At 39.7% G+C, this 14,259-nt stretch carries 13 protein-coding genes, 1 tRNA gene and 1 riboswitch; of the genes, 7 read left to right on the top strand and 7 right to left on the bottom strand.

The genetic code is table 11. The features are described from left to right. From rsxC to AACV33_RS08800, 4 genes are all read right to left on the bottom strand, one after another. Nucleotides 1-2,234, bottom strand: a 2,234-nt coding sequence (rsxC, locus tag AACV33_RS08815; RefSeq protein WP_255458567.1) for an electron transport complex subunit RsxC, incomplete at its 3' end; no start/stop codon positions are given. Between the two features lie 3 nt (nt 2,235-2,237). Continuing rightward, nucleotides 2,238-2,822, bottom strand: coding sequence for an electron transport complex subunit RsxB (gene rsxB, locus AACV33_RS08810; RefSeq protein ID WP_012550446.1), 585 nt, complete (start codon nt 2,820-2,822; stop codon nt 2,238-2,240). A 2-nt stretch (nt 2,823-2,824) separates the two neighbouring features. Further along, nucleotides 2,825-3,406, bottom strand: a complete 582-nt coding sequence (gene rsxA, locus AACV33_RS08805; protein WP_012550447.1) for an electron transport complex subunit RsxA — start codon at nt 3,404-3,406, stop codon at nt 2,825-2,827. A 131-nt stretch (nt 3,407-3,537) separates the two neighbouring features. Then, nucleotides 3,538-3,613: transfer RNA gene (locus AACV33_RS08800), tRNA-Asn, on the bottom strand. A gap of 474 nt (nt 3,614-4,087) precedes the next feature. Here AACV33_RS08800 and uvrB point away from each other — a divergent pair. The 3 genes from uvrB (at nt 4,088) to AACV33_RS08785 (ending at nt 8,204) form a co-directional block, all read left to right on the top strand. Then, nucleotides 4,088-6,118, top strand: coding sequence for an excinuclease ABC subunit UvrB (uvrB, locus tag AACV33_RS08795; RefSeq protein WP_017022887.1), 2,031 nt, complete (start codon nt 4,088-4,090; stop codon nt 6,116-6,118). A gap of 296 nt (nt 6,119-6,414) precedes the next feature. Next, entirely contained in the window at nt 6,415-7,860 is a 1,446-nt protein-coding gene (gene luxO, locus AACV33_RS08790) for a quorum-sensing sigma-54 dependent transcriptional regulator LuxO (RefSeq protein WP_182700159.1), read from the top strand. 11 nt (nt 7,861-7,871) lie between these two features. Then, nucleotides 7,872-8,204, top strand: coding sequence for an Hpt domain-containing protein (locus tag AACV33_RS08785; protein WP_012550450.1), 333 nt, complete (start codon nt 7,872-7,874; stop codon nt 8,202-8,204). Nucleotides 8,205-8,253: 49 nt separating this feature from the next. Here the strand turns inward: AACV33_RS08785 and yvcK are convergent, their stop codons facing one another. After that, nucleotides 8,254-9,132: a uridine diphosphate-N-acetylglucosamine-binding protein YvcK gene (yvcK, locus tag AACV33_RS08780; protein WP_182700158.1), complete on the bottom strand. Its 879-nt coding sequence runs from the start codon at nt 9,130-9,132 to the stop codon at nt 8,254-8,256. 233 nt (nt 9,133-9,365) lie between these two features. Then, a riboswitch (molybdenum cofactor riboswitch) is annotated at nt 9,366-9,512 on the top strand. Here yvcK and moaA point away from each other — a divergent pair. From moaA to moaE, 4 genes are all read left to right on the top strand, one after another. Next, a complete protein-coding gene (moaA, locus tag AACV33_RS08775; protein WP_012550452.1) occupies nt 9,501-10,490 on the top strand; it encodes a GTP 3',8-cyclase MoaA in 990 nt (329 codons plus the stop codon). (Overlaps the previous riboswitch by 12 nt.) 12 nt (nt 10,491-10,502) lie before the next feature. Then, complete coding sequence (moaC, locus tag AACV33_RS08770; RefSeq protein ID WP_017022890.1) at nt 10,503-10,982, top strand: cyclic pyranopterin monophosphate synthase MoaC; 480 nt, start codon at nt 10,503-10,505, stop codon at nt 10,980-10,982. Continuing rightward, a complete protein-coding gene (gene moaD / locus AACV33_RS08765) occupies nt 10,979-11,224 on the top strand; it encodes a molybdopterin synthase sulfur carrier subunit (RefSeq protein WP_012550454.1) in 246 nt (81 codons plus the stop codon). Before moaC ends, moaD begins: the two co-directional genes overlap by 4 nt. A 1-nt stretch (nt 11,225) precedes the next feature. Further along, complete coding sequence (moaE, locus tag AACV33_RS08760) at nt 11,226-11,672, top strand: molybdopterin synthase catalytic subunit MoaE (protein WP_182700157.1); 447 nt, start codon at nt 11,226-11,228, stop codon at nt 11,670-11,672. 89 nt (nt 11,673-11,761) lie between these two features. Here the strand turns inward: moaE and AACV33_RS08755 are convergent, their stop codons facing one another. Next, complete coding sequence (locus AACV33_RS08755) at nt 11,762-12,727, bottom strand: alpha-L-glutamate ligase-like protein (protein WP_017022892.1); 966 nt, start codon at nt 12,725-12,727, stop codon at nt 11,762-11,764. Nucleotides 12,728-12,730: 3 nt separating this feature from the next. Then, nucleotides 12,731-14,239 (bottom strand): inactive transglutaminase family protein, encoded by a 1,509-nt coding sequence (locus AACV33_RS08750; RefSeq protein ID WP_017022893.1) that lies wholly within the window; start codon nt 14,237-14,239, stop codon nt 12,731-12,733. Nucleotides 14,240-14,259 lie beyond the last annotated feature (20 nt).

The raw sequence follows: 14,259 nt of genomic DNA, 5'->3' as shown, positions 1-14,259 counted from the left end.
GCGGCAGCTACGGCTGCTTTCTTTGGATCTTCTGTCGGTGTCTCATTATCACTCGTTGATTCTGGTTTTGTTTCAGTCTCAGCGTTTGATGAAGAAGCGTCTTTTTCAGCTTGTGCTGCTTTACGTGCTTTTGCTCGTGCAATAGCGGCAGCTACGGCTGCTTTCTTTGGATCTTCTGTCGGTGTCTCATTATCACTCGTTGATTCTGGTTTTGTTTCAGTCTCAGCGTTTGATGAAGAAGCGTCTTTTTCAGCTTGTGCTGCTTTACGGGCTTTCGCTCGTGCAATAGCGGCAGCTACGGCTGCTTTCTTTGGATCTTCTGTCGGTGTCTCATTATCACTCGTTGATTCTGGTTTTGTTTCAGTCTCAGCGTTTGATGAAGGAGCGCCTTTTTCAGCTTGTGCTGCTTTACGTGCTTTCGCTCGTGCAATGGCGGCAGCTACAGCGTCTTTTTTCTCGGTTTTATTCGGCGAATTTTCTTCATTGGTTGAAGTTGTATTTTCTAATTCTTGTTTTGCTTTTCTGTCACGTGCTTGTTGCTTACGCTCTTCACGTAATTTAGTCATTTCAGAATTATCGGGATCTCCAGAATGGTCTTTGGTCGCTTCAGCTTGTTTTGCTTTTGCACGAGCAATCGCCGCCGCAACCGCTGGTTTAGGGCTCGCGATTCCAGATTCTTGTGCTGCTTTTTGAGCTTTAACTCTTGCTATAGCCGCAGCAATGGCATCATTACCTGATCCTGCTGCTTTTTCTGTGCTCATTTCTTTACGACGGTTTTCTGCAGCGAGTTTAAATTTGTTCTCTCGTTCTAGTTTATCTCGTTCCATTCGTGCATTTTTTTCTTCAAAACGTACTTTGGCACGATCTGCCGCAAGTGAATCTTGCTTACGTGCATAAATTTCAGATTTAGCTTGGCGGTAATATTGAACAAGTGGGATCTCACTTGGGCAGACATAAGCGCATGCCCCACATTCTATACAATCAGATAAATGGTATTCTTCACATTTTTCATAATCTTCTGATTTTGAGTACCAGTATAATTGTTGTGGTAGTAAGGCTGCGGGACAAGCATCTGCGCAACTACTGCAACGAATACAGGCCATTTCATGGTTGTAAAGAGGGAGCTCTTTTCTGTCTGGCGTAATAATGCAGTTGGTAATTTTAGTTATTGGTATTTGTTGGTGGGGTAATGTGAATCCCATTAGCGATCCACCCATGATAATACGCGGGTGTTTTTTATCGGCTTTATAGCCAGTAAGCGTCATTAAATAGTCGACACTGGTACCTAAGCGAACCCAGAAATTCCCCGGTATATCTAAACTGTTCCCTGTTAATGTAACCACTCGCTCAATTAATGGTTCTGCATCACATATCGCGCGCTTAACGGCAAATATTGTACCTACATTTTGAACAATAACCCCAATGTCGGTAGAGCGCCCACTCGCAGGTACTTCTTTACCTGTCAAGATTTTCACTAGCTGGCGAGAACCACCTGATGGGTATTTGGTTGGAATCACTCGAATTAAGATATTATCGTGTTCTGTTACGATCGCATTTAATGCTTTAATCGCTTCCGGTTTGTTATCCTCAATGCCGATAATTGCTATTTTAGGCGTTAAAATGTGCTGTAGGATTTTTATACCAACAATCACCTCGGCCGCATAATCTTGCATTAAACGATCATCCGCGGTGATATAGGGTTCACATTCAGCTGCATTGATGATCAGCATGTCTGCTTTCCCAATACCGCTTTGTAATTTTCTACTCGTAGGAAAACCCGCTCCGCCCATGCCTGATATACCAGATTGACGAATACGCTCAATAAGTTTTATTGGATCTCGGGTTGCAAAATCAGTAATCGGTTTTCTATTTTCAATCCACTGATCATTACCATCAGACTCAATAACAATGCACAAGTCTGTTAGGCCTGAAGGGTGGGCAACGGTTCTTGGCTCTATTGCTACGATCTTTCCTGAAGTGGGCGCATGAATAGGCACACACATAGCAATATTACTTTGAGTGAGGGGTTGCCCTTTTAATACGTGTTGACCTACGGTAACAAGAATATCGCCTTTAGCACCAATATGTTGTTTTAGTGGAAGGATTAGTTGATCTGGAACCCCCGCTTGTTGGACGGTATTTCGTGTCGAAATGTGTTTATTTTCAGCAGGGTGAATACCTCCATGAAAATCCCATAATTGACCTTGTTTGATTTTTTCGATAATGGACAACATGGGTTACAGCTCCGATGCTTTAGTTGGTTTATCTGCAGGAAGATTCACAACAGGGATTGTATTTAAATCCCATTTCCAATTATCAGGCGTTGTATTTACAGGGATCATTTCAATGCAATCTGTTGGGCATGGCGCAACACATAAATCACAGCCAGTACATTCTGCTTCAATAACAGTATGTAGTGCTTTTGTGCCGCCAACAATCGCGTCCACAGGACAGGCTTGAATGCATTTAGTACATCCAATACACATGTCCTCATGAATAAAGGCGATTTTTTTAATACTTTTTTCTTCGTCATGAGCAGAACTTGGGATATCAACGCCCATTAGATCGGCTAACTTTTCAATCGTAGCTTGACCACCTGGAGGACATTTATTAATGGTGTCACCGTTTGCAATGGCTTCTGCATAAGGCTTACAGCCTGGATAACCACATTGACCACATTGAGTTTGTGGTAATATAGAGTCAATTTGATCGACGATTGGATCGGATTCAACTTTGAATTTTATTGATGCAAAACCGAGAATTAACCCGAAAACGAGGGCTAGGGCAGAGATTGCAATAACGGCAATTAAAATAGAACTCATGTTTATAATTTCACTAGACCAGTAAAGCCCATAAAGGCTAAAGACATTAATCCTGCAGTAATCATAGCAATCGATGCGCCTTTAAATGGCAGAGGAACATCTGCAGCGGCGATGCGTTCACGCATGGCAGAGAAAAGGATTAAAACAAGAGAGAAACCTACGGCAGCACCAAAACCATAAATGATAGATTCAATAAAGTTATGATTTTCGGTGACATTTAATAGGGCGACACCAAGTACAGCACAGTTTGTTGTTATTAGTGGCAAAAATATACCAAGTACACGGTAAAGCGTCGGACTGGTTTTGTGAACAACCATTTCTGTAAATTGAACAACAACGGCGATCACTAGAATGAAACTCATCGTGCGTAAGTATTCGATTCCTAGAGGCGCTAAAATATAGGTTTCAATAAGATAAGAACATACTGACGCTAAAGTCAGAACGAAGGTCGTTGCAAGGCCCATTCCAATGGCACTTTCTAGTTTCTTAGACACACCCATAAATGGACAAAGTCCTAAAAACTTTACCAATACAAAGTTGTTAACTAAAACAGTCCCAATAAGAAGTAAGAGATACTCAGTCATGCAGATGATTTTTATAATAATAGATGGTCTGGTTATTATCGGACTTTACGGCAGTGATAACAACCTTAGAAAGAATAGGTTTTTAAATTTTAGGCAAAAAAAACCTCGTCGCTAGACAAGGCTTTAAAATTTGGCTCCCTTTGCTGGACTTGAACCAGCGACATACGGATTAACAGTCCGGCGTTCTACCAACTGAACTAAAAGGGAAAAGTTTTTTCGGACGTGATAATAACGATTCAAAAAAAGACTGTCAACCGCTAAAGGACAAAAAATAATCGATCGATTATTTAGCCAACAATTAACTATTTTTGTTCAAAAAATTATTGACATTAGCTGCAGCCTATAGAAAACAAGGCTTGTGGGTAGTTATCCACTAAAACTGTGGATAAGTATGTTAATGAAACGGTGTTAAGTCGTATTTGGCTAGCTGTATCAGTGCATGCAATCGGTATTAAAATAAAAATATGGGTTTATGATTTTAATAAATCAATGACTTAGTGTGGTTTTGATGATGAACTAATCAATAAGTAATAAATTAATAAAGAAAAAAAACAACATTGGTTATAATTTGTTCTTGTCTGGGGAAAACTTTTATCTTAATAAAGCGTTTCTATAAAAAAAGAGTAAGATTTGATAGTGTGTCTTTCTATAAAAGAGCCGTAAAAATGTGGAGCAATATAAATGACTAGTGCGTATGAATTAGTTTCAGACTATCAGCCAGCAGGGGATCAACCTCAGGCAATTAAAACGCTAAATGAAGGGCTAGAAAATGGTCTTGCTCATCAAACGTTATTAGGGGTTACTGGATCAGGTAAAACATTCACACTGGCGAATGTGATTGCTAAATCAGGTCGTCCTACCGTGATAATGGCACATAATAAGACATTAGCTGCTCAACTTTATGGTGAAATGAAAGCTTTTTTCCCTAATAACGCCGTGGAATATTTTGTTTCTTATTTTGATTATTATCAACCAGAGGCTTATGTCCCAACCACGGATACCTTTATAGAAAAAGACTCATCGGTTAATGAGCATATTGAACAAATGCGCCTCTCTGCGACAAAAGCATTATTAGAACGTAAAGATGCGATTATTATCGCTTCTGTTTCTGCGATTTATGGTCTTGGCGATCCTCAAGCGTATTTAAGTATGATGCTGCATTTGAGTCGAGGGGATATCATTAACCAACGTGATATTTTACGTCGATTAGCTGAATTACAATATAAACGTAATGACATGGCTTTTGAGCGAGGTACATTCCGTGTTCGTGGTGAGGTTTTGGATGTTTTTCCTGCAGAATCAGAGCATGAAGCGATTCGAATTGAGCTTTTTGATGACGAAGTTGAACGTATTAGTAAGTTTGACCCATTAACGGGTTCAATTATTACTAAAGACATGCCTCGTTGTACTATATATCCGAAAACACACTACGTAACACCCAGAGAAAAAGTACTTGATGCTATTGAACAGATAAAAGTCGATTTAGCTGAGCGAAAAAAAGAATTATTAGCTAATAATAAGCTAGTTGAAGAACAAAGAATCTCACAACGAACTCAATTCGATATTGAAATGATGAATGAGCTTGGTTTTTGTTCTGGTATTGAAAACTATTCTCGTTATTTGAGTGGTCGTCCTCAAGGTGAAGCGCCGCCCACTTTATTTGATTATTTACCTAAAGATGGCTTACTGATTATTGATGAATCCCACATTACCGTGTCTCAAATAGGGGCAATGTACAAAGGTGATCGTTCACGTAAAGAGAATTTGGTTGAATACGGTTTTCGGTTACCTTCAGCATTAGATAACCGTCCTATGCGCTTTGATGAATTTGAAGCCCGTGCTCCACAAACGATTTACGTTTCTGCTACGCCTGGAAAATATGAAATCGAAAAATCAGGCTCTGATATTGCTGAGCAATTAGTAAGGCCTACTGGTTTACTTGATCCTATTATTGAAGTTCGCCCCGTTGGAACTCAAGTGGATGATTTATTATCTGAGATCAGAATTCGTACGAAGGTGGGTGAGAGAGTGTTGGTGACGACGCTTACCAAGCGTATGTCTGAAGATCTGACTGAATATCTTGCAGAGCATGGAGTGAAAGTTCGTTATTTACATTCTGATATTGATACGGTTGAGCGTGTTGAGATCATCCGTGATTTGCGCTTAGGTAAGTTTGATGTGTTAGTCGGCATTAACTTATTGCGTGAAGGTTTAGATATGCCAGAAGTGTCTTTAGTCGCGATTTTAGATGCAGATAAAGAAGGCTTCTTACGATCCGAACGATCATTAATTCAAACGATAGGACGTGCCGCTCGTAATTTAGAAGGTAAAGCGATTTTATACGCAGATCGGATCACGGGCTCAATGGAAAAAGCCATTGGAGAAACAGAAAGAAGACGTGAAAAACAGATATTACATAATGAAGCATTAGGTATTGTGCCAACCGCATTGAAAAAAAATGTGGCTGATATTCTTGAGCTGGGAGATATGACTAAGAATAAACGGAAAATAGTCGCACCTAAAATGAAGCTATCAGAGGTGGCAGAAGAAGGAGCGAGTTATCAATCGATGACGCCTCAGCAATTAGAAAAAGAAGTTCAACGATTAGAAGCAAAAATGTATCAACATGCGAGAGATCTCGAGTTTGAACAGGCTGCTAAAGTAAGGGATGAGGTAGACAAATTAAGGAATCAATTTATAACGAATAGTTAATGACTATTTTGTAAATTATTGATTTTAAGAAAAAAAGAAGCCAACCGTAATATACCGGTTGGCTTTATTGTTCATGTGAAAGTAAATTTCACTAACAACGTCAGTTGGCTAGGTGACCCTTTGGCTTAAAGGGTCACTATACATATAGCAGAGAGCGTGCCAACTTTTTATAGCATGAAAAACGCCTAATTTAGTACAAAAAAGACGCGATATCACAACTGTTTTGCATAATGCGAAAATACCTTTGCGTTATGCAATTGCATTATGCGAAAATGCAAAGGTTGATATGCTTTTTAATGGTTTGGATTCTGATGCAAAAAAAATATTTACTCATGGTTGAAGACACCGCTTCTGTTGCTGCGCTTTATCGTTCTTACCTTAATCCTTTAGGTTTAGATATCGATGTTGTAGCAAAAGGTGTTGATGCGATTGAAAAAGTGACGTTAAAGGCACCGGATTTAATTTTATTGGATTTGCGCTTGCCGGATATGACTGGACTTGAGGTTTTAACGGAAATTCGAAAAATTCATCATGATACACCTGTTGTGTTAATGACTGCCCATGGTTCTATTGATGTTGCCGTTGAAGCGATGCGTTTAGGTGCTCAGGATTTTCTTATTAAACCATGTGAAGCCGATAGGCTCAGAGTCACTGTAAATAGTGCATTAAGAAGAGCGCAGAAGAACTTAGATAATACGGGTCTTGATCCAAATAAAAGCAACAATCAATACCAAGGTTTTATTGGTAGTAGCTCTCAAATGCATCAAGTATATCGAACTATTGATTCTGCGGCGCCAAGTAAAGCCACGGTCTTTATTACTGGGGAATCAGGAACAGGTAAAGAAGTGTGTGCCGAAGCCGTTCACGCAGCAAGTAAGCGGGGAGACGGGCCATTCATCGCGATTAACTGTGCCGCGATACCGAAAGACTTGATTGAAAGTGAGTTGTTTGGTCATGTTAAAGGCGCATTTACAGGAGCGTCAGTTGATAGGAAAGGGGCGGCAGAACAAGCTGACGGAGGAACCCTGTTCTTAGATGAATTGTGCGAAATGGATTTAGACCTGCAAACCAAATTATTACGTTTTATTCAAACAGGGACCTTTCAAAAAGTAGGTTCTTCTAAAATGAGTCGAGTTGATGTTCGATTTGTTTGTGCAACTAATCGTGATCCTTGGCTAGAAGTTCAAGCAGGTCGATTCCGTGAAGATTTATATTATCGATTGCATGTTATCCCATTAACGCTGCCTCCGTTACGAGAAAGAGGCAATGATATTATTGAAATTGGTCACTCAATATTAGGTCATTTTTCTCATGAAGAAGGGAGAGAATTTATTACATTTAGCCCTGATGTGGTCTCTCGATTTCTTGAATATGATTGGCCGGGAAACGTTCGGCAATTACAAAACGTCATTAGAAATGTCGTGGTATTGATTCGAGGTAAAGAAGTCTTGCTTTCTATGCTTCCGCCACCGTTAGCACCAGAAGATAATAATGGTTCGAATATTGCATCTTTACAAGCAGTTAATCGCTTAAGCCGTCATTTTGAACAACCTCCAGTTGATATTGAATTCGTACCTGAAGGCAATATGAAAAAAGAAATTAGACCATTATGGTTGTCTGAAAAGCAGATTATAGAAGATGCAATTACTCTATGTGATGGGAACATTCCACAAGCCGCTAAGCAATTAGAGGTGAGCCCTTCCACAATATATAGAAAATTACAGTCATGGAATGATAAATAGAGGGTGATACCGTGAATCAATATGTAAATCAACTAGCCGTCAATCAGTTAGTGCAGGAAGTTGGTGATGAGAATGTGCCCTTTTTATTTGGTATTTTCTGTGATGAATTACATGACTTTATTGATACATTAAGTTCTCAACCTGAAATTGATAAAGTAAGAGAAATTAGCCATTGCTTAAAGAGTAGCGCTGGGAGTTTTGGTGCGGATAAGTTAGCGGGAATGGCGATTGATGTCGAAGAAAAAGCAAAATCACATCAAAAAGAATGGGTTCAGAATAATATGTCTGAGTTTGTTGATATTGCTCGTCAAACAGAGCGTGCTTATCGAGAGTTTCTGATTTAGGAAATTGGCTTTTATTATAAAATAAAAGCCTATTCTAAAGCTGCCTTGGTTAGTTTAATAGCCCAACGATAGCTTGTTTTAATTTGTCTCTATCGTGTCGCCAATCATGATTTGGTGACGCGAGATCTGTTTTTCTGCAATCGTATTCATTTTGTAACTCAGCTAATTCTCGATCTGTTAGAACGATATCTACTTTTCTTCCCGAACACGCGCGTTCACACCAAGCTAACATCGTTGAATGGTTCATTTTACCTGCAGGGCCAAACTCTTTAGATAAATTATCAATGAAGACGACTTTTGCATGCTTGTTTCCTGCAATAGCTTTACCAATTCCGGGTAATAGTAACGGTGGCATTATGCTCGTTAAAAAACTGCCTGGTCCAAGTAAAATCAAATCCGATTCTTTTACTGCATCAATTGCTTCTAAGGTTGCTGGTACTTCAGGATCAAGAAAAAGACGAAGTGGAACTTCTTCCATGTCATCAACATTGGTTTCCCCTGATATTTTACGTAGATCAGTGGTTAACGCGCCTAAATCTGATGGATGCTCAGACATTGGAATGATGTTTGTCTCTACTTTTAGCATATCTCGAATTAAATTAATGGCATCCAATGGACGAACACTTAGGTTGTCTAACGCGGTAAGCATTAGATTTCCAAGATTATGACCGTGTAATTCACCTAGGCCTTTAAATCGGTATTCAAACATCATAGAGCTAATCGAAGGGTCCATAATGAGCTGGTTGATACAATTTCGAGTATCTCCCCACGCAATTCCTCCTTGGCACTCTCTAATGCGCCCTGTAGAGCCTCCATTATCTGTTGTTGCTACTATGCCTGTAGCATTGCTTCCAAAATCACTAAGCGCAGCAAGAACTCGCCCTAAGCCGTGACCACCACCAATGGCAACAATTTTATGTTCAGTCATGTTTATATTCTTTAAAAAACGTAAATTGAGTGTGGTGGATAATAATAAATTGGACAAGTACTAATAAAGTAAATGTTGAATTAATCACAGTTTTAAGTAATTTGTTATTAACAAAGTTAACAGTAATCAAATAAAATAGAGAAATTTTGGGTTAATTTCAAAAGAAATTGGAAAACCACAGAAATATTGAGTATTTTAATAAGAGCACCAACTGAATTAATACTGGTTTAGTGTGGTTGCCATAACTCCGAGCTCAAGCTACTAAGTTGTTCTAAGAAATATTCAATATGTAGTGTGAGCCAGTGACAATTCGGTCACAAGGGTTTGTTTGGAAATGAACAAGCCTCCCGTGTTTGGAAAGGTGTTCCGTGGCGAAACAATTTGAAGATAACTACAACCGTAAGTTTTATTATTTACGGTTGTCGATTACAGACGTCTGTAATTTTAAATGTACTTATTGCTTACCTGATGGTTATCGACCTGAAAATGGTAAGCGAGAGTCCTTCCTAGAGCTTGATGAAATCGAACGTACTGTGAGTGCGTTTGCCCGTTGTGGTACGTCAAAAGTGCGTATTACAGGGGGAGAGCCAAGCCTTCGTAAAGATTTCACTGACATTATCCGTACTGTGGCTTCTCAGCCGGGGATAACTAAAGTTGCTACGACAACAAATGGTTATCGGATGGAAAAACATGTCGCTGAATGGCGTGAAGCAGGTCTAACGAATATCAATGTCAGTGTTGATAGCTTAAATCCAAATATGTTTTATCAGATCACAGGTGAAAATAAATTCGCCGAAGTTATGGCTGGTATTGATAAAGCAATTGAAGTGGGTTTCAAGCAAGTCAAAGTGAATACGGTATTACTGAAAGATCTCAACAGCACCGAATTACCTCTCTTTTTAAAGTGGATCCAAACTCGTCCTATTCAATTGCGTTTTATTGAGTTGATGCAAACGGGTGAAATGGACGATCTTTTCAAAAATCATCATCAATCTGGTGTCTCGATCCGTAATCACTTAATTGCGAATAACTGGATATTAAAAGCTCGTGGCGAAAGTGATGGCCCAGCTCAAGTCTTTATTCATCCAGATTATATGGGTGAAATTGGGTTGATAATGCCTTACGAAAAAGATTTCTGTCAGAGTTGTAATCGATTACGAGTATCAGCAAAAGGTAAGTTACATATGTGCCTATTTGGTGATTACGGTGTTGAATTACGTGATTTATTGCAAGCTGATACTCAGCAAGACGAGTTAATTCAGCGCATTCAAACGCAATTAGATAATAAAGCAGAAGGCCACTTTTTACATGATGGCCACGCTGGAATGACCCCTCATTTAGCCTCTATTGGCGGATAATAAAGAAGAATTATGTCAAATTTTACTCATATTAATGCCTCTGGTGAGGCGAACATGGTTGATGTATCAGCAAAACAAGAAACCGTTCGTGAAGCGCGTGCAGAAGCATTCGTACATATGGCGCCAGAAACTCTAAAGTTGATTGTTTCTGGTTCTCATCATAAAGGTGATGTTTTTGCTACCGCACGTATTGCAGGCATTCAAGCAGCGAAAAAGACATGGGATCTTATTCCATTATGCCATCCGTTGTTGCTGACTAAAGTAGAAGTTCAACTTGAAGCAATTGAAGCTGAAAACATGGTTCGTATTGAATCAGTCTGTAAGTTAACTGGAAAAACTGGCGTTGAAATGGAAGCCTTAACAGCTGCTTCTGTTGCGGCTCTAACCATTTATGATATGTGTAAAGCCGTTCAAAAAGACATGGTTATTAGTCAAGTTCGTTTATTAGAAAAAACGGGCGGTAAATCTGGACACTTTAAGGTTGACGCATGATCACAGTATTATTTTTTGCCCAAACTAAAGAGTTAGTAGGAACCGGTAAACTGGAACTTACAGGTGAGTACGCGACAGCGGAAGCAATTCGAGAAGAGTTAAGTAAAAAAGAAGGTAAGTGGGATTTAGCCCTAGAAAAAGGAAAATTGCTTGTCGCAATAAATCAAACTATTTCAAGCTTAGATTCCGCGGTTGTTGATGGTGATGAAGTCGCCTTTTTCCCACCAGTAACAGGTGGTTAAGATGATTTCTGTTCAAGAACATGACTTCAATGTTGGTGATGAATATACTCTGTTAGCAGAAGGTACAGCCTCTGGTGCTGTGGTTACTTTTATCGGTAAGGTTCGAGATATGAACCTTGGTGATGATGTGACGGGGCTTTCTTTAGAGCATTACCCTGGTATGACAGAAAAATCATTGAATGATATTGTCGCACAGTCGAAAGAACGTTGGCCGCTATTAAAAGTGAAAGTGATTCATCGTGTTGGTAATCTGGAACTGGGCGATCAAATTGTGTTTGTTGGCGTATCGAGTGCACACCGCGGTGCTGCGTTTGAATCTTGCGAATTCATTATGGATTACTTAAAAACAAATGCACCTTTTTGGAAGAAAGAAAGAACAACCAAAGAAGTACGTTGGGTTGAATCTAGAGACACTGATAAATCTGCGGCGCAGCGTTGGGAAAAATAGACCGAATTAGCTGATGTTTGTTTATATAAATAAAAAGGGAAGAGAGCATAAGCTTTCTTCCCTTTTTTAGTTTGATGTACACAGGTCAGTTATTTATTATAAATACCAAACTGTTCCATTGCATAAGCAACACGAGCTTCTGGAGTTGGGTAGGGAACGGTTTCTTCCAAGCTTTCAATATGCTTTAAACGAGGGAGTAACCCTGTTCCGTTTGCAATTTGAATCGCTAAGCCTGGACGAGCATTAAGTTCTAGAACCATTGGTCCGTATTTTTTATCGAGTACCATATCAGTACCCAGATAACCTAATCCGGTCATTTCCCACGCACTAGATGCAAGGGTCAATAGTTTGTGCCAATGAGGGACTTCTAGCGTACTTAATAATTTACCCGTATCAGGATGGTTTTCTACAGGTAAATCAAATTGTACGGCACGTACGGCTTTTCCTGTCCCTATGTCGATACCCACACCAACAGCACCTTGGTGCAAGTTGGCTTTTCCATCGGAGTTTGTTGTTGATAAACGCATCATCGCCATTACAGGGTAGCCTTTAAATACGATAATACGTACATCTGGCACTCCTTCATAACTGAAGCCGTCAAACACATCATCAAACTCGATTAAGTTCTCGATCATCGCAACATCGTTTTTTCCACCAAGAGAAAAAAGACCTGCAAGTGTATTGGTAATATGTCGCTCTACATCTTGCTTGTTTGCTTCTGCTCCAGATGGCTTGTAATACACGCCATCTTTATGAGAAGTAACAACTAAAATGCCCTTACCGCCACTGCCTTGGGCTGGTTTGATAACAAAACCAGGCCAGTCTTTAACGATATCGTGAATATTCTTCACTTCAGCTTGGCTATCGATTACACCAATAAGTTTAGGAACTGTAGCGCCTGCTTTTACCGCAATCACTTTTGTTTTTAACTTATCATCAACTAATGGGTATTTGCTTCGATCATTGTAACGGCCGATATAACTGCCATTACGTTGATTCATGCCCATGATCCCTTTTTCTTTTAGCTTAGACGGAGACGTGAATCTACTAAACATAGGTTAGTCCTCCGCTAAAGGCTTAAAGCGACGAAGCTCACTTAAACGGTAACCAGTATAATTACCAAGCATCAGTATAATGGCTAAAATAATTAGCTGAATACCAATAAAGTTAAACGTTAAGTGCTGTACGAACGGGTTTGTCATTGCGATGTAGATAAGAACGGCTGTTAATAATGAACCGCCACCTTGAGTCGCAACTTCTTTCCAGCCTTCTTCTTCCCATAGAATCGACATACGTTCTACAGTCCAAGAAAGGATAATCATAGGGAAGAAGGTAATACTTAATCCTGCTGTTAAACCAATCTTAAAGGCAACAATCGTGAAGATTGAAATGATCATGATTACAGAGATGATCACCGCGGATATCCTGGATACCAGGAGTAGGTTTAATTTGGATAAATAGCTACGAATGATTAAGCCGGTACCAACAATCAGTAAGAAACCAACAATACCTGTGATTAATTGTGTTTGCACAAAAGCAACCGCGATCAACACTGGCATGAAAGTACCTGATGTTTTCAAACCGATAATGACTCGTAAGAACACAACCATCAGTGCACCAATTGGAATAAGCATGATGGTTTTAAACATCGATTGCTCTTCAAGAGGAAGACTGTGGATAGAGAAGTTTAGCAGGTTGTCTGCTTCTACTTTCTTCTCGGTTGCAGCAGTAGGAGAAATTTCTTGTGCGATCATAGAGAAGTTGATTTGGCTATTTTTACCACCAACAACGTCTAAGAGAGAGACATTTGATTCGTCCCAAAGCAGTAAGTTAGCCGGTTGACCTTGGTCTCCCGTTTCTGGGTTAAACAACTGCCAGTTTTTGCCACTCCATACTTCAATCATATGCTGAACAGATTGACGACGACGCCCATCTTCTAACCAAAGAGTACCAATAACTTTATTATGGATATTCTCAAAACTTAAGAGTTTTGAAATAGCTTGAACTCTCGTTAAGTCATTAAGAAGCAAAGACGCATTTTGGTTATCTTTATCATTAAATTGCTTAATAAGTTCGCGAGTTAACGTAATATCGTCAGAAGAACGAGCTCTGGCTTGATCTAATAATGAGATTGCCGCAGATTCATGAGGGCCTTCAAAAGTGACGGCTTCAGGTTTCTCTGATTCTGGGGGCTGAATAACGGAGTCTGCTTGCGGGTCTACTAAGATTTGAGTTTTATAATAGAGCGTTTGTGGTCCGTCAGCCTGACGAATTGTCCATTCAGCTCGGCGTCCATGCTCTGTTGTTAGATAAGCGATACCATAGCCTGGAGAAGATGCACTCTCATCGACAATAGTAAAACCTGTTTGAGTTTGTGGTGCAGCCATAGAAACCTTGACTGGTTTATTTACTGCATCAAATTGAATTCGGGCTTCTACATCCCAAACTTGGCTTCTCTCACCTGGTGTCCAAGGCACTCCGTATGAATCGTGGCGTAGCCAGCTCAACGTAAGTCCCGCAATAATTAGTAGGGAGATAAGAAAATAAAAAGGCACTCTTGATGGCATAACATCCTCGTTGTAATGGC

The sequence above is a fragment of the Aliivibrio sp. SR45-2 genome, assembly GCF_963890165.1.
Lineage (GTDB): Bacteria > Pseudomonadota > Gammaproteobacteria > Enterobacterales > Vibrionaceae > Aliivibrio > Aliivibrio salmonicida.
This window is presented reverse-complemented; position numbering and strand designations above follow the sequence as displayed.